Annotated in this window: 18 protein-coding genes; 10 read left to right on the forward strand and 8 right to left on the reverse strand. The window is 65.5% G+C overall.

Features of this window, described 5'->3' with window-relative positions:
* Positions 1 to 35: 35 nt before the first annotated feature.
* Positions 36 to 950 carry a DUF5996 family protein gene (locus ACVWYF_RS10425; protein ID WP_457067527.1) on the forward strand — a complete coding sequence of 305 codons (915 nt, stop codon included), beginning with the start codon at positions 36 to 38 and terminating at the stop codon, positions 948 to 950.
* A gap of 14 nt (positions 951 to 964) precedes the next feature.
* Here the strand turns inward: ACVWYF_RS10425 and ACVWYF_RS10430 are convergent, their stop codons facing one another.
* The 8 genes from ACVWYF_RS10430 to ACVWYF_RS10465 form a co-directional block, all read right to left on the reverse strand.
* The gene (locus tag ACVWYF_RS10430) at positions 965 to 1,387 is read right to left on the reverse strand and encodes a response regulator (RefSeq protein ID WP_457067529.1); all 423 of its coding nucleotides are present in this window, start codon (positions 1,385 to 1,387) and stop codon (positions 965 to 967) included.
* A gap of 48 nt (positions 1,388 to 1,435) precedes the next feature.
* Positions 1,436 to 3,148 carry a sensor histidine kinase gene (locus ACVWYF_RS10435; RefSeq protein WP_457067531.1) on the reverse strand — a complete coding sequence of 571 codons (1,713 nt, stop codon included), beginning with the start codon at positions 3,146 to 3,148 and terminating at the stop codon, positions 1,436 to 1,438.
* A complete protein-coding gene (locus ACVWYF_RS10440; RefSeq protein WP_457067533.1) occupies positions 3,141 to 3,482 on the reverse strand; it encodes a circadian clock KaiB family protein in 342 nt (113 codons plus the stop codon). The genes ACVWYF_RS10435 and ACVWYF_RS10440 overlap by 8 nt, the downstream gene beginning before the upstream one ends.
* Positions 3,483 to 3,494: 12 nt before the next feature.
* Positions 3,495 to 3,821: a circadian clock protein KaiB gene (gene kaiB / locus ACVWYF_RS10445; protein WP_457067535.1), complete on the reverse strand. Its 327-nt coding sequence runs from the start codon at positions 3,819 to 3,821 to the stop codon at positions 3,495 to 3,497.
* A gap of 45 nt (positions 3,822 to 3,866) precedes the next feature.
* Positions 3,867 to 5,606 carry a circadian clock protein KaiC gene (gene kaiC / locus ACVWYF_RS10450; RefSeq protein WP_457067538.1) on the reverse strand — a complete coding sequence of 580 codons (1,740 nt, stop codon included), beginning with the start codon at positions 5,604 to 5,606 and terminating at the stop codon, positions 3,867 to 3,869.
* Between the two features lie 123 nt (positions 5,607 to 5,729).
* Entirely contained in the window at positions 5,730 to 5,954 is a 225-nt protein-coding gene (locus ACVWYF_RS10455; protein WP_457067540.1) for a hypothetical protein, read from the reverse strand.
* A gap of 73 nt (positions 5,955 to 6,027) precedes the next feature.
* Positions 6,028 to 6,822 carry a LytR/AlgR family response regulator transcription factor gene (locus ACVWYF_RS10460; protein ID WP_457067542.1) on the reverse strand — a complete coding sequence of 265 codons (795 nt, stop codon included), beginning with the start codon at positions 6,820 to 6,822 and terminating at the stop codon, positions 6,028 to 6,030.
* Positions 6,801 to 7,928 carry a sensor histidine kinase gene (locus tag ACVWYF_RS10465; RefSeq protein ID WP_457067544.1) on the reverse strand — a complete coding sequence of 376 codons (1,128 nt, stop codon included), beginning with the start codon at positions 7,926 to 7,928 and terminating at the stop codon, positions 6,801 to 6,803. Before ACVWYF_RS10465 ends, ACVWYF_RS10460 begins: the two co-directional genes overlap by 22 nt.
* Before the next feature lie 307 nt (positions 7,929 to 8,235).
* Here ACVWYF_RS10465 and ACVWYF_RS10470 point away from each other — a divergent pair, with 307 nt between their 5' ends.
* The 9 genes from ACVWYF_RS10470 to ACVWYF_RS10510 all read left to right on the forward strand — a co-directional run bounded on the left by ACVWYF_RS10470 (position 8,236) and on the right by ACVWYF_RS10510 (position 18,972).
* Positions 8,236 to 9,408, forward strand: a complete 1,173-nt coding sequence (locus ACVWYF_RS10470; RefSeq protein ID WP_457067546.1) for a cytochrome-c peroxidase — start codon at positions 8,236 to 8,238, stop codon at positions 9,406 to 9,408.
* 55 nt (positions 9,409 to 9,463) lie between these two features.
* A complete protein-coding gene (locus tag ACVWYF_RS10475; RefSeq protein ID WP_457067548.1) occupies positions 9,464 to 9,655 on the forward strand; it encodes a hypothetical protein in 192 nt (63 codons plus the stop codon).
* 91 nt (positions 9,656 to 9,746) lie between these two features.
* Entirely contained in the window at positions 9,747 to 11,651 is a 1,905-nt protein-coding gene (locus tag ACVWYF_RS10480; protein ID WP_457067550.1) for a T9SS type B sorting domain-containing protein, read from the forward strand.
* Positions 11,652 to 11,822: 171 nt separating this feature from the next.
* Positions 11,823 to 12,062: a PqqD family protein gene (locus tag ACVWYF_RS10485; RefSeq protein WP_457067552.1), complete on the forward strand. Its 240-nt coding sequence runs from the start codon at positions 11,823 to 11,825 to the stop codon at positions 12,060 to 12,062.
* A gap of 99 nt (positions 12,063 to 12,161) precedes the next feature.
* Positions 12,162 to 13,220, forward strand: coding sequence for an ATP-grasp domain-containing protein (locus ACVWYF_RS10490; RefSeq protein WP_457067554.1), 1,059 nt, complete (start codon positions 12,162 to 12,164; stop codon positions 13,218 to 13,220).
* Positions 13,221 to 13,274: 54 nt separating this feature from the next.
* Positions 13,275 to 14,618, forward strand: coding sequence for a diaminopimelate decarboxylase (locus ACVWYF_RS10495; RefSeq protein WP_457067556.1), 1,344 nt, complete (start codon positions 13,275 to 13,277; stop codon positions 14,616 to 14,618).
* A gap of 192 nt (positions 14,619 to 14,810) precedes the next feature.
* Positions 14,811 to 17,192, forward strand: coding sequence for an urea transporter (locus ACVWYF_RS10500; protein ID WP_457067558.1), 2,382 nt, complete (start codon positions 14,811 to 14,813; stop codon positions 17,190 to 17,192).
* Positions 17,189 to 18,376, forward strand: coding sequence for a tetratricopeptide repeat protein (locus tag ACVWYF_RS10505; protein WP_457067560.1), 1,188 nt, complete (start codon positions 17,189 to 17,191; stop codon positions 18,374 to 18,376). Before ACVWYF_RS10500 ends, ACVWYF_RS10505 begins: the two co-directional genes overlap by 4 nt.
* Complete coding sequence (locus tag ACVWYF_RS10510) at positions 18,364 to 18,972, forward strand: tetratricopeptide repeat protein (protein ID WP_457067562.1); 609 nt, start codon at positions 18,364 to 18,366, stop codon at positions 18,970 to 18,972. The genes ACVWYF_RS10505 and ACVWYF_RS10510 overlap by 13 nt, the downstream gene beginning before the upstream one ends.
* The last annotated feature ends 8 nt before the right edge of the window (positions 18,973 to 18,980 follow it).

The raw sequence follows: 18,980 nt of genomic DNA on the forward strand, positions 1-18,980 counted from the left end.
CCGCCTGGGCCACCCCTGGCCCGGCCCGCTTCGCCATGCCTCAACCTGCTGCTGACCACTGGCCCGCTCTGCCCGCCGCCGACTGGGCCGACACCCGCCAAACCCTGCACCTCTGGACCCAGATAGTGGGCAAAACCCGCCTGGCGCTCAGCCCCATGGTGAACCATTGGTGGCAGGTGCCGCTGTATGTGACGCCGCGCGGCCTCTCCACCGGCTCCATGCCCTACGCCCGGGGCTCCTGCGAGGTCGTGTTCGACTTCAACCAGCACTGCCTGCGCCTGCACACCAGCGACGGCCGCAGCTGGGAGCTGGCGCTCCGGCCCCGCTCCGTGGCCGATTTTTACCGCCACTACCGCGCCCTGCTGCGCGAGGCCGGCATTCACGTCCGCATCTGGCCCGTGCCGGTGGAGCTGGAAGAGGCCACGCCCTTTGCCCAGGACGAGCACCACGCCTCCTACGACCCCGTGGCCGTGCAGCAGTTCTGGCAGGTGCTGCTCCGGGCCGATGCCGTGCTCAACGAGTTTCGGAGCGGCTTCACGGGCAAGTGCAGCCCGGTGCACTTTTTCTGGGGCAGCTTCGATTTGGCTGTTACGCGCTTCTCGGGGCGGCCCGCGCCGCCGCACCCCGGCGGCATCCCGCACCTGGCCGACTGGGTGACCCGCGAATCGTACTCGGCCGAGCAGAGCGCGGCGGGCTGGTGGCCCGGCGGCAACGGCCAGGACGCCACCTTCTACAGCTACGTGTACCCCGGCGTGCCGGGCCTGGCCGAGGCCGCTATCCAGCCCGCCGAAGCCGTTTTCAACCCCGAAATGGGCGAATTTTTCCTGCCCTACGAAGCGGCCCGTACTGCCCCGGACCCGCGCCAGACCGTGCTGGACTTCTTGGAAAGTACCTACGCCGCTGCCGCCAACCTATCCAAGTGGGACCGCGCCGCTCTGGAGCGACGCTAGCCGAATACAGCCGCTTATTCTTCGGGCAGCTGGCGGCCGAAGTGGGTTTTCAGGATGTCGTTGACCTTTTCCCGGTTCAGGGGCTTGTTGAGGAAGCCGCCGATGTTGAGCTGCTGCACCCGCTCCACGTCGCGGGGGTGCAGCGAGGTGGTCAGCATCACGATGGTAATGGCCTGGCGCTGGGCGGCAGGCAGCTGCGGGTAGGCTTCGAGGAAGGCAAAACCGTCCATCACGGGCATTTTCACATCCAGCAGAATCAGGACCGGGCAGGTGGCAAAAGGCGTCTGGCAATGCACATGCAGCAGGTCCAGCGCCTCCTTACCGTTGAGGGCCACCAGCACCTGCTCGGCCACGCCCAGTCGTTTCAGCAGCAGCTGGTTGAGGTAGTTGGTGGTGGAATCGTCATCGACGAGCAGGACGCAGGTGAGCTTTTGCATGGGCAGTCAAGCCGCACCCAGGCCCGCAGAGCCGGAGAGTGGCGCATTTCATTGATTCGCAAAGTATACCGAGAATACGCTGCCTGTACCCAGCGTGGATGTTACGCTGATACGGCCGCCGGCATTCTCCACCATTTTTTTCACCATGTACAGGCCAATGCCGGAGCCCTCCACATGGTCATGGAAGCGCTGAAACATGCCAAACAGCCGGTCGATATATGCTGCATCGAGGCCCAGGCCATTATCGCGCACCTCCAGCACGACACCCTCAGCTTCGGCCCAGGTGCGCAGCCGGACGTGCGGCGGCCGCGTGGGGGCGCGGTATTTCAGGGCATTGCTGAGCAGGTTGAACACCACCGAGCGCAGGTTTTTTTCCAAAAACAGCACTGTAGTGGCCTGCACGTCTAGTTCTAGTTGGGCCTCCGTGCTTTGGATGACCGGCTCCAGGTCGAGGCATACGTCGCGGATGACGGCCGCCAGGTCCACCGGCACTGTGGAGCCGCCGTGTTCCTTTTGCAGCCGCGACACTTCGGTGAGGTGCTCGATGGTGCGCTTGAAGCGGTTCACCGAGTCCTGCATCAGGTCGAGCAGCGGGCTTACTTCTTCGCTTTGGGCCGTGGCGGGGGGCAGCTCCATCAACAGGGCATCAAGCAGGCCTTCGATGTTGCTGATGGGCGCTTTGAGGTCGTGCGAGGCGGTGTAGATGAAGTTGTCGAGGTCGACGTTGGCGCGGGTGAGCTGCTCGTTGTTGTCGCGCAGCTGCTGCTGGGCCTGGTCGATGCGCTCCAGGGCCAGCTTCTGCTCGTGAATGTCGGTGCAGGTGCCAATCCACTGAATAATCTCGTGCTGCGCGTCACGCGAGGGCAGGGCCCGGCCCAGCATCCAGCGGTAATCGCCGGCGCGGTTGCGGAAGCGGTATTCCACTTCATAGGGCTCGCCGGAGGCCAGGCATTCCACCCACCGCCGTCCGGAGGCAGACCGGTCATCGGGGTGTAGGTGCTCCACCCAGCCCCGGTCCAAACCCATGGCGTTTTCCTGCCCAATGTAGTCGAACCAGCGGCGGTTGAGGTAGGAATTGACGCCCTGCGGCGTGGCCGTCCAGGCAATCTGCGGGATGCCTTCAAGCACGCGGCTGGCTTCGGCGGCGGCGCGCCCGAGGGCTAGGCGGGCGGCTTCTTCGCGCTTTAGTTCTTCGTTTTTGCGGTCAAGCAGGGCATTCTGCTCGACCACCAGCGCCTGGATGGCCTTTATTTCGCGCTGCGCCGTCAGGTCGGTAACGATGACGGCCAGCGCCGGCGTCTCGTTGAATTTCAGCACGTTCATCGATACCAGAAAGGGGAGCAGCGCCCCGGTCTGGGTTTGCAGCGGCAGCTCGCCCCGGCTTTTGCCGGCCCAGCCCCGGTCCAGCAGCGCGGTCCAGGTTTGCCGGAAGGCCGGGGGCACAAACTCATCGAAGCTGCGGCCCATCACCTCGGCCAGCGGGCAGTGCAGCAGCTCGGCCAAGCTGGCGTTGCAGTAAAGCACGGTGGCGTCCTCAGCCAGCAGCAGTGCGCCTTCGTTCATCTGCTCGATGAGGGTGCGGTAGCTCTGGTCGGCCCCTTGCAGGGTGAAAATGCGCGGCCCCTCGGCACCTTGCACGGCCAGGGCATCCACGGCCCCGGTGCGGATGGCGTGAATCAGGTCCTGGGCTTCCTCCAGTTGCTCGCGCAATTCCTCGTTGGTCCGGGCCAGCTCGGCGGCGGCGGGCTGGAATTCAGTCATAGCGCTTGGCCCCATCATCAGAGGCATTGATGCCCAATGCTTTCAGCACCCGCTCACGGTCCGAGAGGTCGCCCACCAAGCGGCGCACCAAGCCGGGGCTGCGCTTGATGAGCGTGGGCACGCCAATCAGGTCTTCGCGCTGGGCCAGGTCGGGTTGCTGGAAAATATCCACAATCAGCAGCTCGTAGCGCCCTTTTAGGTAGTGCTCGCAAATGTCTTTGATGTTGCGCACGGCGCGCGTCGAGTTCGACGTGGCCCCCGTGATGTACAGGTGCAGCACGTACTCGGGGCCGGCGGGCTCCGGCGGGGCCAGGGGGTCCGTGAAAGGTTCCATGGGCACTTGCGGTTATTTGCTGGTGGCCGGGCGCACATCAAGCCCGACCAGCACCCGCTCTTCGTTCGAGAGGTCGCCGATAATTTTGCGGATGGGCTCGGGCACTTTGCGCACCAGCGTGGGGATGGCCAGAATCTGGTCGCCCTCGGCCAGCTGCGGGTTCACCAATAGGTCCACCACTTCCAGCTTGTAGCGGCCCTTGAGGTGCTGCTCGCAGTACTTCTTCAGGTTGGCCAAGGCCGTCACCGATTTGGGCGTCTGGCCGGCCACGTACAAGCGCAATTCCCACGTTTCCGGGAGGCCTTCTTCTTCTAATTGAACTGCAACTACTTCTGCCATAAAGCGGGTCGTGGATGGGATGCTACGGCATTCCAGATGTTGGGGTTACTGGCCGCTTTCGGCGGTGGGGGCGCTGGGGGCCGGTGGGTTGGCGGCCGCGATGCGCTGGTGGCCGCTGAGCAGGGTTTGCTGGCGGGTTTGCTCGTTGGAGCTGATTTGGCGCAACTCCTCCTCCGCCGACTCGAACTCGGTGCGCAGGTTGGCAATGTTGGCTTCCAGCATCCGGCGGCGGCGCTCCAGTTCGCGGTCGCGGCGGGCGGTTTCCTGCTGGGCAGCCAACACTTCGGCGTGCTCCTGCATTTGCTGGGTGAGACGGCTGGCCCCGGTCACGATGCCGGTGGGACCGAGCACCACATCCAGCAGCTCAATGCCGTGCGGGGTCACGACAAACTCGCGCACCTGATTGGAATGCGCCATGCCGCGCGATTTGAGGATACTTAGGCCGCGGTTGCGCTCGCCCACGCCCTCCAAGTCGCGCACCGCAATCCAGGTATCAACCAGCGACGACACGCCTTCGTCGGTCATTTCCTGTTGGAAGCCGCGGGCGTTCACCAGCGCCGTAAACAGCGCCGTGATGCCATTAACTTTCAGAAAATCGATGAGGCGGGTGAGCATGCTGCGCACCTCGTTCACGTTGCCCACGGAAATGAGGTTGGTGATGGGGTCGATGACCACGGCCGTGGGCTTGAACTCCCGCACCAGGCGGTGCAGCGTCACGAGGTGCTGCTCCAGGCCGTTGAGGGTGGGGCGGCTGGCTTCGATGAGCAGCCGGCCGGCCGCTACGTGTTCCTGCAGGTTGATATTAACCGAAGCCATATTGCGCAGCAGCTGCGCCGGCGATTCCTCGAAGGCAAAAAAGATGCAGCGGCCACCATCCCGGCAGATTTTTTCGGCGAAACCGGCGGCCAAGGTGGTTTTGGCGGTGCCAGCCGTGCCGGTGATGAGCACGCTGCTGCCCTCGTAGTAGCCGCGCAGGCCAAACATCTCGTCGAGGGCCGGAATGCCGGACGAGACAATGTGGTCCGATACTGAATGGTTGAGCTGCAGCGAGGTTACGGGCAGCACCGAAATGCCGTTTTCGGTGATGAGGTAAGGATATTCGTTGGTGCCGTGGGTGCTGCCCCGGTATTTCACCACGCGCAGTCGGCGGGTGGTAATCTGGTCAATCACGCGATTATCAAGCAGAATCACGCAGTCCGACACGTACTCTTCCAGGCCCTGGCGCGTGAGGGTGCCGTCGCCGCGCTCGGCGGTGATGATGGTGGTTACACCCTTTTCCTTGAGCCAGTGAAACAGCCGGCGGATTTCCGAGCGCAGCACGCCTTGGTTCGGAAAGCCCGAAAACAAGGCCTCGATGGTATCGAGTACCACGCGCTTGGCCCCGATGCTGTCGATGGCGTGGCCCAGGCGGATGAACAGGCCTTCCAAGTCATACTCACCGGTTTCCTCAATCTCGGAGCGGTCGACGTGGACGTGGTCGAGGCGCAGCATCTTGCGGGCTTGCAGGTCCTTCAGGTCAAAGCCCAGCGAAGTCACGTTAGCGGCCAGCTCATTGGCGGTTTCCTCGAAGGCCATGAGCACGCCCGGCTCGTTGAAATCCAGAATGCCGCGCACCAGATACTCAATACCAATTAGGGTTTTGCCGCAGCCGGCGCTGCCGCAAACCAGCGTGGGCCGGCCCAGCGGCAAGCCGCCTTCGGTGATTTCGTCGAGGCCTTCGATGCCGGTGGGCGACTTGGGCAGCTGCGGTAAGACGTGGGCAGCGGCAGGATGGTTTTCTTGCATGAAGCAGTGGTACGATAGAATAGTGAAGGTAGTTGTCGAAAAAAAAGCGCCCGGCTGCGCGAAAAATCGCGGCCGGGCATTCAGTCAAAGAAGCTTAAAAAGTAATTCCAGCCTGCCCGACAATCAGCGGTGGCTGGCCTCGAAATCGAGCCAGCCGGCGCGGTGCTCTTCCAGCTCGGCGGGGCTGATGCCGTAGGCGGTGCAGGCCTCCACGGCATCCATGAGGCCTTGTTTCACGGCGTTGAGCACGGCCCATATTTTGAGCTTGCGCTCGGCGGCGGCGCTCGCGTTGTCAGCGGGTTCGGGGCGGCCGTCGGTATCGAAGAAGTCAGGAGAAGCTTGGCTCATAGCTCAGGCAAGATAGAAAGGCTAATATTAACGTAGCGTGAAGGTTAGTCGGATTGGCGGGCTGCGCCAAAGTTTATTTCCAGCGGCTAAAAAACTGGTCAAAACCCTCGCGGTAGCCGTCACTCACGGGCAGGGTTTCGCCGGCAATCTGCACCGTGCCGCGCCCCACCGACTGGATGTGGCCCAGCCCCACAATGTAGCTGCGGTGGATGCGCAGGAACTTGCCGGCGGGCAGCTTTTCCTCCATGCCGCGCAGGCTGGTGAGCGAGAGCAGCGGCCGCGTCTGGCTGGCCAAATGGACTTTCACGTAGTCTTTCAGGCCCTCCACATACACGATATCGGCCAAGGGCACGCGCACCAGCTGGTACTCCACTTTGAGGTAGATGTGGTCGTCCTCGGGCGGGGTGGTGGGGTGGTGGGGTGGTGAATTGGTGGGCGCCGGGGCAGGCGTTTCGCTGGCCTGCTTCATCTCGAAATAGGCTTTGGCCTTGAGGGCAGCACGCAGAAACTCCTGGTAGTCAAAGGGCTTGAGCAGGTAGTCCAGCGCATCGACGCGGAAGCCTTCCAGCGCGTACTGGTTGAAGGCCGTGGTGAAGATGACGCGCGGGCCGAATTGCAGCACCTTGGCCAGCTCCAGCCCGCTGAGGTCGGGCATTTTGATGTCGAGAAACAGCAACTGGGCATCGGGGCGCTCGTGCAGCGAGCGCAGGGCGGCCACGGCGCTTTCGTGCCGGCCCACGAGGCGCAGAAACGGGGTTTGCTCGATGAAGGAGCAAACCAGACCCAGGGCCAGGGGCTCGTCGTCGACGGCCACGCAGTTGATGACGAACAGGGCGGCGGCCGGGATTACAGATTCAGGTGCAGGCATACTTCGTATTCGTTGGCGGCGGTGCAGGGGGTCACGCGCACGGTGTGGGCGTGGGGATACAGTAAATCGAGGCGGCGCTGGGTGTTTACCAAGCCAATGCCGCCGGGCTCGTCGTCGGGGTCGGCGGGGCGGTTGGGAAACACCGTGTTGCGCACGCACAGCTCCACGGTATAGGCCGTGGGCTGGCGCAGTTGAATGGTGATGCAGCTGGGCGCGGTGGCGCTCACGCCGTGCTTAAACGCATTCTCCACGAACGGCTGAAACAGCATGGGCGCGATAAAAGGGTCGGGGCTAAGCGGGCCGTGCCCGGCAGGGTCGGGCATCTCGAAACGGACCTGCACTTTGGTGGTCAGGCGCAGGTGCATCAGCTCAATATAATCGCGCAGAAAGCCGATTTCCTGGCTCAGGCGCGTGTGGCCGGCCGGCGACTCGTACAGCACGTAACGCATCATGCGCGAGAGACGATGCAGGGCGGCGCGGGCCTGGTCGGCATCGAGCAGCGTGAGGGCGTAGATGTTGTTGAGGGTATTGAAGAAGAAGTGCGGGTTGATTTGGGCTTTGAGCAAACTCAGCTCGGTGGCGACCTGGCGGCGCTCCAGTTCCAGGCGGCTTTCGGCATCGCGCTGGCCCTTTTGCATGGCCGCGAGGCTGGTGGCGATGCCTAGCACCAGCAGCGTAATGAGCAGCACACCGGTATTGAAGAGCGGGCGGCCTTCGTCGGGGCCAAGTTGCGGGTGCGGGCGCGGGCCGGACCACGGGTTGGGCGGGTTGAGGACGGCCTCGCGGGCGGTGGCCACCAGCTCGGGCACGCCCAAGCGCTGCTCCACCTGCTGATGAATGGCCAGCACCGCCAGCACCAGCCCGGCATTCAGCAGCACGTAGGCCCAGGCCTTGCCGCCGTACAGCAGGCGCGGCGCGGCCCAGGCCACGTTCAGGTAAAAAACGCCCACCAGCAGGCCAAATACTACGGCCTGGGTCAGCCAGAACTCGGTGGGTTTGGGGCCGGGGTAATCGGGCTGCTGCGCCACCAGCAGCACCGCCACCAAGCCCCAGACCAGGGCGTGCAGCAGCAGCGTGGAAGCCGAACGGAGGAGCGGTAACGCCATGGAGTTGGTGAAAGAAAATTGCTCCGCAAGCTACAACGGAGGCCCCGGGTCCTTCAGCCTCGCATCGGCCAGCGGGGGCCGGGTATCGGCCAGTTGGCACTTTGGGCCGCTGGCGGGCGCGGGGAGCGGATGAACGGTTTTGGGCCGCGCCGTTTGGGGAGCTAAATGGGCGAACGGGCGACGCCACAAACCAACTCGGCGATTGGAGTTGGCCTTAGCTAAAGAGGAACCGCACATTTGAACCGAACCCGCCGCTCCCCGACCAGCCGGGCTGCCGCTTTCCCCTCCGCTCCTCCCCGCTTTTCCGATGGCCTCGACTGTACTTCCCCGGCTTGCTTCGATGGTGGCCGCCGCCGCGCTGCTGGTGGTAGTGGCCTGCCAGAAGCAAGCCGCTACGCCCGATGCCACTGAGCTGGCCACCCTCACGGCCCTGCCGCAGGTGGCATCCGCGCCGGCCAATAACCCCGGCAGCCCGGCCAAAATTGCGCTGGGCCGCGCCCTGTTCTGGGACCCCGTGCTGTCGGGCAGCAAGGACGTGAGCTGCGCCAGCTGCCACCACCCCGCCAGCGGCTACGCCGACGCTCTTGAGCTGAGCATCGGCAGCAACGGGCAGGGGCTGGGCACCGCCCGCCACTTCCGCGCCCCCAACGACATTGCCTTCGTGAAGCGCAACTCGCCCACCGTCCTCAATGCCGCCTTCAACGGCATGGCCACCGATGGCACGACCCAGCCCGCCACGGCCGCCATGTTCTGGGACCTGCGGGCGCAGTCGCTCGAAACGCAGTCGCTGATGCCTGTGGCCACGCTGGAAGAGATGCGCGGCCATCAGTATGCCGAGGGCGTGGCCCTCGATTCGGTGGTGGCGCGGCTGCGTGGCATCGCGGCGTATGGGCCACTGTTCAGCGCGGCGTTTGCGCAAGCCACGCCCATCACGTCAGTGAATATCGGCAAGGCCATTGCCTGCTTCGAGCGCACGCTGGTAGCCACCGATGCACCCTTCGACCAGTATATGCGCGGCGACAAAAGCGCCCTCACGGCCCAGCAGGTGCAGGGATTGAATGACTTCGTGACCAGCGGCTGCGCCAAATGCCACAGCGGCCCGATGCTCAGCGACTACCAGCTGCACGTCCTCGGCGTGGCCGACAACGGCAAAAACCCGGCTTCTGACGCGGGCGCGAACGGCAGCTACGCCTTCCGCACGCCCAGCCTGCGCAACGTGGCTCTCACCGCGCCCTACATGCACAGCGGCACGCTGCCCAACCTGCAGGCCGTGCTCAATTTCTACGACCCCGGCCGGGGCCAGGCCCCTTCGGCCAACCCGCATGTGCCCGTGGGCCAGCGCGACCCGCTATTCCCCGGCAAAGTTGCTAATCCGCAGAACATCATCGCCTTTCTGCAGTCGCTCACGGCCGCCAGCTACGACCGCACCGTGCCCGCCGCCGTGCCCAGCGGCCTGGCCGTGGGCGGCGACATCCACTAAGCCATTTCCCCATTTTTTTCAATTCATTTTTTCAACCACCATTTTCCTCATAATCATGCGTTTAACTTCTGTACTTCGTTTTGCCAGCGCTGCGGCGCTGCTGTGTTCCATGAGCAGCTTCTCGGGCTGCGAGAAAGAGAATGTGGGCCCCAACGGCGGCTGCACCAAGAAAACCACGACCACGACCCCAACGACCACCACCACCACCACGGGCACAGGTACAGGTACCGGCACGGGCGCGAATTAATCCGGCGCAACGGAACCTCACCCCCGGCAGGGGCCGGAGGCGAGGTTTCCACGCTGATGCCGCCGCCAGATTTAGTATCTTCATTACCACCATGAAACATCTCCGCTCGCTTGGTCTGCTACTGCTGTTGCCGCTGGCGGTATCGGCTACGCACATTGTGGGCGGCGAGCTGGATTTGCAGTACAAGTCCGGCAGCACCTACACGCTCAGCCTCAACCTCTATTTTGATGCCATCAACGGCGACCCACAGGCCCTCGACCAGAGCTTAGTGGCCAGCATTTTTGTGAAAGCTACCAACCAGCGCGTAGTGAACGTGACGCTGCCCCTCACGGCCAACACCTTCGTGCAGTATACTAACCCGGCCTGCGCCGTGAGCTCGCTGAGCACCCGCAAGCTGGTGTATACCAAAGAAATAATCCTGGATGCCGCCACCTACGCCAACCCCGGCGGCTACTACGTGGCCGTGGAGCGCTGCTGCCGCAACAACGGCATCAGCAACATTATCAGCCCCGGCGGCGCGGCCCAGACCTTTTACCTCGAATTTCCGGCCGTTGTCCGCTCGGGCGCGGCTTTCATTGACTCCACGCCGCGCATTTTCCCGCCCTTGGGCGACTATGCGTGCCGGGGCGAGTTGTTTTACTACGATTTTGGCGGCGTGGACCCCGATAAGGACTCGCTCGTTTACGACATGGTGACGCCGCTGAATGGCCACGCCACGGCGGCCGTGGGCAACACCGCGCCGCTGCCCAGCGCCGCGCCCTACGCCCCCATCACCTGGAACCCGGGACTGAGCACTACCAACCAGATTCCAGGCACGCCAGCTTTGGGCATCGATGCCCACACCGGCCGCCTCACAGTGCGGGCCAGCAGCCTGGGCCTGTTCGTGTTTGGGGTGCGCTGCGCGGAATTCCGCAAGGGCGTGAAGATTGGCGAGACGCGGCGCGACTTCCAACTCTACGTGCTGAACTGCCCCACCAACGTGGCCCCGAAGCTCCAGGTGCGGGCGGCCAACAGCGCCACGCTGTACCGCCCCGGCCGCGATACGCTGCGCCTGCTGCCCGGCGGCAGCCGCTGCCTCACCGTCCGCTACACCGACCCCGACCCCAACTCAGTACTTACGATGAGCACGCGGGCGGTCAATTTCACGGTGCCCGCGCCTACCTTCACCACCAGCACCAGCGGCACGGTGCGGGCCGCCGGCGCGCCCGATACCCTCACCGCCACCCTCTGCTTCCCGGACTGCGCCGATACCAAGGGCCAGGTGTATTTGCTCGACCTCATCGTGGCCGACAACGGGTGCAGCCTGCCCAAGCACGACACCCTGCGCGTGGCCTTCACCGCCACGCTGGCCCCCAACGCGGCCCCGGTGCTCACCAGCAGCTTCCCGCCCGCCCCGGCCCCCACCGCCGGTGCCGCGCCCACGGTGGTGCGCGTGACGCTGGGCCAGCGCTACACCGCCACCCTCACCGGCACCGATGCCGACCGCAACGCCCTGGCCCTCGCGGCCGTGGGCGAGGGCTTCGACCTGGCCGTGATGGGCATGCAGTTCGCGGCCCAGAACGGCGTGGGGCTGGCCAACGGCACTTTTGCCTGGGAGCCTACCTGTGCGGCCGTGACGGCCATTGGGGCTAGTAATGACGTGGTCGTGCATTTCACCCTCACCGAAACCGGGCCGTGCGTGCCGCTGCCCCAGGAGCGCGCCATTCGCTTCGAGGTGGTGCCGGTGGAGGAAACGGCCGCCTTCCGCCCGCCCAACGTCATCACGCCGAATGGCGACGGCTTGAACGACTTCCTGCGCATGCCCGACCTGCCGGTGGATTTCTGCGACAACAAATTTGCAGGCATCAAAATCTTCTCGCGCTGGGGGCAGCAGGTGTTTGCTTCGGCGGAGCGCGGGTTTCAGTGGGGCGGCCAGGGCGCGGGCGGGCTGTATTATTACCTGGCCACTTACACCGATGGCCGCAAGTTTAAGGGCTGGGTGGAGGTGATTCCGTAGCGGGTTGGCGCTGCCGAATTTTCGGTCATGCAGAGCGCTGCGCAGCATCTTTATCGCTCAACGCATTCCAGCCGATAGCATTTACTACTGCGGTAAAGATGCTGCGCAGCGCTCTGCATGACGGGCTTTTTGGAGCCAGCTCCAACCCGTTCTACCTACCTTTCCTCTCCCATGAAGCTCAAGCCCAACATTGCCACCAGCGAGGCCGGATTCATCTTCAATCCCGCCACCGGCGACTCCTTCGCGGCCAACCCGCTGGCGGCCGACATCCTGGCCCGCGCCAAGACCGGGCTGGATGCAGCCACCATCAAGGCCGACATTCTGGAGCGCTACGACGTGGCCCCCGGCCAGCTGGAAAAGGACTGGGACGACCTGTTGGCCCAACTGCGCGACTTCAACTTGCTAGACTGATTTTTTCAGAACTCAGAGCTTAAGACGTAGAGCTTAGGTTTCTTGACAATACGTTTCAAATCTTCTAAGCCCTACGTTCTAAGCTCTAATATCTTAATAATGCCCACTGCCTCTGCCCGCCCGCGCCTGACCGTGGCCGTGACCGGCCTCAACGCCACCGACAGCCCCGGCCCGGGCGTGGCCGTTATCCGCGCCCTGCGCGAGAGCCCGGACTTCGACCTTCGCATCATCGGACTGAGCTACGAGGCGCTGGAACCGGGCATTTATTTGCGTGAATTGGTGGATAAGACCTACCAGCTGCCCTACCCGGCGGCCGGCACGGCGGCGCTGCTGGCGCGGCTGGCCCACATCCGCGAGCGGGAGGACGTGGCCGTGCTCATCCCCAACTTCGATGCCGAGCTGTTCAACTTCATCAAGCTGGAGCCCGAGATGCGGGCGCTGGGCATCCACACGTTTCTGCCCACGCTGGCCCAGCTCGATGCCCGCGACAAGCTGAACCTGGCCGCCTTCGGGGCCGCGCACGGTTTCAGCACACCCGCCAGTCGGCCGCTGCACAGCGCCTTCGAGCTGCCCGCCGCCGCCGAGACGCTGGGCTGGCCGCTGGTGCTGAAAGGCCGCTACTACGATGCCGCCGTGGTACACTCGCTGGCGCAGGCCGAGCAGGCGTTTGCGCGGCTGAGCGGCTTGTGGGGCATGCCGCTCATCGCGCAGCAGTTTGTGGCGGGACAGGAAATCAACATTGCCGGGCTGGGCGACGGGCACGGCCGTGCCCTGAGCGCGGTGCCCATGCGCAAGCTCACCATCACCGACCGGGGCAAGGCCTGGGCGGGCATCACGCTGGAAGATGAAGCGCTGCTGGCCCTGGCCCGCCGCTTTGCCGAGGCCACCCGCTGGCGCGGCGGCTTCGAGCTGGAACTGATTCGCACGGCAGCCGATGAGCTGGTGATTCTCGAAATAAACCCCCGTTTCCCGGCCTGGATATACCTCACGGCCGCCGCCGGCCAGAACCAGCCCGCCGCCCTGCTCCGCCTGGCCTTGGCCCTACCCGTGCCCATGATGGAAGGCTACGCCGTGGGCAAGATGTTCGTGCGCTACGCCTGGGATTTGATTACCGACCACACCGAGTTCCAGCAAGTAGCTGCGCTGGGCGAACTTTGAGCTCCCCTCCTCAGCTGAGGAGGGGAGTTATCTGCTGGCTCATTACCATTCTTCATGAAACAACCTTACGAACGTCCCACCCTCCGCAAGCTCACGGCCGGCGCGCTGCACAAGTTTGGGCCGCGCGCAGGGGCCGCGCCCACTGCGGCCCTCGACGGGGTGCCCGTGGCGGAGCTGGTGGCGCGGTTCGGCTCGCCGCTGTTTGTGCTGAGCGAGCGGCAGTTGCGGCGCAGCTACCAGGCGGCGGTGCGGGCCTTCGGCACGCGCTACCCGGCGGTGCAGTTGGCGTGGTCGTACAAAACGAACTACCTGAATGCCGTATGCCGCACTTTCCACCAAGAGGGCGCGTGGGCGGAGGTGGTGAGCGGCATGGAGCTGGAAAAGGCCCTGCTGAACGGTGTGCCCGGCCCGCACATCCTCTTCAACGGCCCCGGCAAGCGGCGCGCCTATTTGGAACGGGCTTGTGCGGTTGATGCCGTCATTCACCTCGATAATGCCGACGAGTTGCACCTGCTGCTGGACGTGGCGGCCGGCCGCGCCACCCGGCCCCGCGTGGCCCTGCGCGTGAACCTCGACGCCGGCATCTACCCGCAGTGGGACCGATTCGGCTTCAACCTGGAGAACGGCGAGGCCTGGCAGGCATTGGGGCGCGTGGTGGCCTCGGGGCGGCTGGCGCTGGTAGGTCTGCACTGCCACATCGGCACGTATGTGCTCCAGCCCAAGGCATATAGCACGGCGGCCACCAAGCTGGCGGCCCTGGCCCGGCGCTGTCAGTTGGAGTTGCACACGGCCATTCAGTACCTCGACCTGGGCGGCGGCTTCCCCTCCACCAACACCCTGAAAGGTGCCTACCTGCCCGCCGCCGACACCGTGCCCCCGCTCGATGAGTACGCCGAAGCCATCACCGGGGCGCTACTGGGCGCGGGCTTCCCGGCCGATGAGCTGCCGCTGCTGGTGCTGGAAGCCGGCCGGGCGCTGGTAGACGACGCGGGCTCGCTCATCGGCTCGGTGCTGGCCAACAAGCGCCTAGCCGACGGCCGCCGCGCCACCATCCTCGACTTTGGGGTGAACCTGCTCTTCACCTCCTTTTGGTACGACCACCACATCAGCCCCACCCGCGAGTTCTCGAACCAAACCGAGCCCACCGTGCTCTACGGCCCGCTCTGCATGAACATCGACCAACTGCGCGATAGCATTGCCCTGCCCCTGCTTGCTCCTGGCGATACCGTGGTGGTACACAAAGTGGGCGCGTACAACCTGAGCCAGTGGCAGCAGTTTATCAACCTGCGGCCCAACGTGGTATTGATTGACGAGGCCGGCGCGGTCCACCTCATCAGAGCCGCCGAGACGCTGGAGTATTTGCAGCAGCTGGAGCGGGTACCGGCGCACTTGCAGTAACATCATTTCTCTAAATCCCTTTCCTTGCCGTTGATTTAGCCCCTTACGTTCGCCTCACCCCCCGGCCCCCTCTCCGATGGAGAGGGGGAGCCTGACGAATTCGTTGAGAACATGACTGGTGCCTCCTCTCCATCGGAAAGGGGGCCGGGGGCTGAGGCGCTGTCGTGAGGCATTATTGCCGATTATCCTACTATGCCTTCCCTCTCCTCCTTCTTCCGCGCCGTGCTGCACAGCTACGCCATGCTGTTCTTTTCGCAGCACCGGGGCTTCGCGGCCGTGCTGTTGCTGGTGTCGTTTGGGCACCCGGCGGTGGGGGCGGCGGGGCTGGCCAGCACCTGCCTGGCGGTGGCCGGGGCGCGGTTGGGCGGCTTTAATAAAGAGTGGACGGACAGCGGCGTGTACAGCTTCAACGCCCTGCTCACCGGACTGGCGCTGGCTTCGTTCTTTGCGCCGGGCTGGGGGCTGGCGGGGCTGGTGGTGGTGGGCGCGGGCGTGGCCCTGCTGCTGAGCGTGGCCCTGGGCGGCTGGCTGGGCGGGCGCGGGCTGCCGGCGTTGTCCCTGCCGTTTGTGGGCACGGTGTGGGTGCTGCTGCTGGGGGCCGGACCGCTGCTGCACCTGCCGGCGGCCGAGGGCGGCATCTACTGGCTGAACGAGGCCTACGCCTTGGGCGGCTCCCGGCTGGTAACGGCTGCCCAATGGGTGGGCGAGTGGCCCTGGCCGCCCCTGCTGGCCACCTACCTGCGGGCCTTGAGCGCGGTGCTGTTTCAGGACAGTGCGCTGGCGGGGCTGCTGGTGGCGGCGGGGCTGCTGTGGCACTCGCGCATTGCGTTTTCGCTGTCGGTGCTGGGCTTTTTGGGGGCGTATGGAGTACTGCTCCTGACGGGGCCGGCCGGCAGCGGGCCGCCCGACTACAACCTGGGGGCCAACTACGTGGTGGCGGCCGTGGCCGTGGGCGGCGTGTTCGTCATCCCCTCGGCGGCCAGCTACGGGTGGGCTTTGCTAAGCGTGCCCGTGACGGTAGTGGTGCTGGCGGCCCTCACCACGCTGCTGGACCGGTTGGGACTGCCGGCGCTGTCGCTGCCCTACTGCGCCACGGCGCTGCTGTTTCTGTACGTGTTGCTGCTGCGCCAGCGGCCGGGCGCGGGCCTCGTGCTCACGCCCATCCAGCGCTACTCGCCCGAGCGCAACCTCTACGCCTACGCCACGGCCCGGGTGCGGCTGGCTCCGTACCCGGTGGCCCTCACCCTCCCCTTCCTCGGCGCGTGGACCTGCACGCAGGGTTATACGGATGGCGGCCCCACCCACCTCGGCGACTGGGGTCAGGCCCTGGACTTCGTCATCACCGATGCCGACGGCCGCACCTACTACGGCTCCGGCCTTAGCCTGAGTGACTACTACGCCTACAACAAGCCCATCCTCGCCCCCGCCGACGGCGTAGTGCAGGAGGTCATCCAGCACATCGAAGACAATGCCATCGGCGAGGTGAACACCCGCGAAAACTGGGGCAACACCGTCGTTATCCGCCACGCACCTGGCCTATTCACCCAGCTTTCGCACCTGCGTGCCCACTCCGTGCCGGTGAAGGTGGGCGACTACGTGCAGCGCGGCGACATCATTGGTACCTGCGGCAGCTCGGGCCGCTCGCCGGAGCCCCATCTGCACTTCCAGGTGCAGGCCACGCCTTACGTGGGCTCGAAGACGCTGGCCTACCCACTGGCCTATTTCGTGGCGGAACCGGCAGTGGGCTCAACTACTGCCACCGAGATGCAAACCCCGCCACTGAAGAAGCTAAAGCAGCAGTTTCAGGCTTCGGGTTCAGCAGTCAGCATTTTAGCTGAATCCGACGCGCTGCTGGACCACCCCAAGACGCTGTTGGGCGAAGCCAACACCTCCTTAGCCTTTCCCCAAACGCTAACCGCTGCACCCAAAACGCCCCAGCTCCGGCACTTTGCCGTGCCCGTGGCGGGCGAAGTCGTGCGCCCGCCCACCTTCAACCGCACCCTGAGCCAGGCTCTGCGCCTGCCCCCCGGCTACGCCCTGGACGTTCGCGATGCCGCCGCGCCAGATGCGCCGGCCCAGCGCTGGGAGGTGTTCACCGATGCCTACAACCTGGCCTACCTGCGCTGCCAGCGCACGGGAGCCGTGCTGTATTTCGCCGGCGATGCGTCGGTGTTCTACTGCACGGCCTTCTATGGCGATGAAAGCTCGTGGCTCTACCTGCTCTACCAGGCAGCCTACCGGGTGCCGCTGGCCAGCCTGCCCGGCCAAACCGTGCATGACGAATTCCCGCTGACCGTGGTGCGCAACCCCGTCCTGACCTGGGCGCAGGATGTGCTGGCCCCGTTCTACCGCTTCCTACGCCCCACTTTTTGGGCCGAAGAAGTGCCTACCGCCGCCGGCCACTGGCCTGGCGGCCCGGTGCGCCTCCGCAGCCGCGTGGTGGTATCGGGCTTCGGCCGCGCCCGCGAGGTGCAGGCCGCCGAGCTGCTGTTTGCCGAAGGCCGGCTGGCCGAGCTGCGCGTGCGCCGGGCCACGGGCAGCCTCACCCTCACCTGCACAGTGGCCGGCGCATGAGGAAATGGAACATCCTGCTACTCTTGCTGCTGGCCGGGGCCACCGCCGCCCGCGCCCAGGCCCCGGTGCCCGACTATGCGGCCACCGACAGCCTCGTGCAGGCCCTGGCCGGGCAGTACCGCTGGGCCGCGCTCGACTCGGTGGGGCAGGCCGCGCTGCGCCTCGGGCTTGACTACCCGGCCCTGCGCCGCCGACTGGGCCAGGCCGCCCTGGCCCACGACCGCCCGGCAGCGGCCATCCGGCACTACGGCCGCGCCCTGCGCGAAAACCCCACGGACACCACCGCCCGCTACGGCCTGGCCCTCGCCTACCTCAGCCTCAACCAGCCCGGCCCCGCCGCCCTGGTGGCGCGCGGCCTGCCCGACTCGCTCCGCCGCCCCCTGCACCTCAACGGCTTCCAGCTCTTGAGCCGGGTGGAAGTGGAAGCCAGCGGCCAAAGCACCCGCCAGCCGCACCGGGGTCCGGCCGGTTTCCTGCGCCTGGGCGTAGGCACGCGCCTCAGCCCCCGCCTCAGCCTGAGCCAGAGCGTGAGCTATTTCGGGCAGAACATTGAGCTGCCCGACCACCAGCGGCGCGGGCGCGGCGATGCCTATCCCGTGCGCCAGAACGAGTACTACGCCCTGCTGGCCGGCCAGCTGGCCCCGCGCTGGCGCGTCCTGCTCGGATACCATTTCCTGGACAGTGATTTCGGCCGACTCGAAACCACCAACGGCCACCTCGGCTACGCCGCCCTGGCCTACACCCGCCCCTACTGGGCGGTGCAGGTGGGCCAGTACGTGGGCACCCTCACCGACACCGCCCGCGCCCAAACCGACCTGCGCCTGACCCTATACCCGCTCGGCAACCTGCGCCTGTATGGCTTCGGGCAGGCCAGCGTGGTGCGCTCCAACGGCCGCAGCTACCCGCACGCGCTGCTGGGCGCGGGCGGCCGGCTGCACCGCCACGCTTGGCTCGACGTGTACGGCGGCCTGGGCCAGGTGCCGGTATTGGCCGGGCTCGATGGGCTCTATGTTTATAATCTGCTCGACCCCTTGCAGGCCCGCGCCGGGGCGGGCCTGCTTATTTTGCTGCCCCAGCGGCTTTCCCTGCGCCTGAGCGCCGGCTTGGAGCGCCGCCGCGACGCCGTCAACGGCTCCCTCTATAACTTGCAATCCCTTAGCACCGCCCTCGCATGGACCTGGTAAAGCTGACCCTCGCCACTGCGGCCCTCGCGTATGCCGTGCCGGCCGCCGCCCAGGCCCCAGACCAGACCGCCGCCTTCGCCACCAGCTACGCCGCCGAGGCCAAGGCCGACTACGCCGAAGCCATCGCGCCCATCAAAACCATCTACACCGGCACCTACGAGCAGAACCTGCGCCTGGGCTGGCTCTACTTTCTGGCCAAGAACTACCCCGCCGCCGCCGCCCACTACCAGAAAGCCGTGGAGCAGCGCCCCTACGCCATCGAGCCCAAGCTCGGCCTCATCAAGCCCCTGAACGCGCTGGGCCAGGTCGAAAAGATGCTGAGCACCTACGAGGGCATCCTCAAAGTAGACCCCCAGAACACCCAGGCCAACTACTGGACCGGCGTCATCTACCTCAACCGCAAGGCCTACGGCCCGGCCGCCCGCTACTTCGAGCACGTCGTCAACCTCTACCCGTTCGACTACGATTCCACCATCTCCCTGGCCTGGGCCTACTTCAACCTCGGCAAGAAATCCGAGGCCCGCGCCCTCTACACCAAAGCCCTGCTCATCCGCCCCGGCGATGCCGCCGCCGCCGCCGGCCTGCGCCGCCTATAGCGCGGCCC

The organism is Hymenobacter sp. UYAg731, from assembly GCF_054061335.1.

Bases quoted from the DNA above. Each gene is read 5' to 3' on its own strand.
- ACVWYF_RS10425 (WP_457067527.1), top strand. From the start codon at position 36: ATGCCTCAACCTGCTGCTGACCACTGGCCCGCTCTGCCCGCCGCCGAC.
- ACVWYF_RS10430 (WP_457067529.1), bottom strand. From the start codon at position 1,387: ATGCAAAAGCTCACCTGCGTCCTGCTCGTCGATGACGATTCCACCACC.
- ACVWYF_RS10435 (WP_457067531.1), bottom strand. From the start codon at position 3,148: ATGACTGAATTCCAGCCCGCCGCCGCCGAGCTGGCCCGGACCAACGAG.
- ACVWYF_RS10440 (WP_457067533.1), bottom strand. From the start codon at position 3,482: ATGGAACCTTTCACGGACCCCCTGGCCCCGCCGGAGCCCGCCGGCCCC.
- kaiB (WP_457067535.1), bottom strand. From the start codon at position 3,821: ATGGCAGAAGTAGTTGCAGTTCAATTAGAAGAAGAAGGCCTCCCGGAA.
- kaiC (WP_457067538.1), bottom strand. From the start codon at position 5,606: ATGCAAGAAAACCATCCTGCCGCTGCCCACGTCTTACCGCAGCTGCCC.
- ACVWYF_RS10455 (WP_457067540.1), bottom strand. From the start codon at position 5,954: ATGAGCCAAGCTTCTCCTGACTTCTTCGATACCGACGGCCGCCCCGAA.
- ACVWYF_RS10460 (WP_457067542.1), bottom strand. From the start codon at position 6,822: ATGCCTGCACCTGAATCTGTAATCCCGGCCGCCGCCCTGTTCGTCATC.
- ACVWYF_RS10465 (WP_457067544.1), bottom strand. From the start codon at position 7,928: ATGGCGTTACCGCTCCTCCGTTCGGCTTCCACGCTGCTGCTGCACGCC.
- ACVWYF_RS10470 (WP_457067546.1), top strand. From the start codon at position 8,236: ATGGCCTCGACTGTACTTCCCCGGCTTGCTTCGATGGTGGCCGCCGCC.
- ACVWYF_RS10475 (WP_457067548.1), top strand. From the start codon at position 9,464: ATGCGTTTAACTTCTGTACTTCGTTTTGCCAGCGCTGCGGCGCTGCTG.
- ACVWYF_RS10480 (WP_457067550.1), top strand. From the start codon at position 9,747: ATGAAACATCTCCGCTCGCTTGGTCTGCTACTGCTGTTGCCGCTGGCG.
- ACVWYF_RS10485 (WP_457067552.1), top strand. From the start codon at position 11,823: ATGAAGCTCAAGCCCAACATTGCCACCAGCGAGGCCGGATTCATCTTC.
- ACVWYF_RS10490 (WP_457067554.1), top strand. From the start codon at position 12,162: ATGCCCACTGCCTCTGCCCGCCCGCGCCTGACCGTGGCCGTGACCGGC.
- ACVWYF_RS10495 (WP_457067556.1), top strand. From the start codon at position 13,275: ATGAAACAACCTTACGAACGTCCCACCCTCCGCAAGCTCACGGCCGGC.
- ACVWYF_RS10500 (WP_457067558.1), top strand. From the start codon at position 14,811: ATGCCTTCCCTCTCCTCCTTCTTCCGCGCCGTGCTGCACAGCTACGCC.
- ACVWYF_RS10505 (WP_457067560.1), top strand. From the start codon at position 17,189: ATGAGGAAATGGAACATCCTGCTACTCTTGCTGCTGGCCGGGGCCACC.
- ACVWYF_RS10510 (WP_457067562.1), top strand. From the start codon at position 18,364: ATGGACCTGGTAAAGCTGACCCTCGCCACTGCGGCCCTCGCGTATGCC.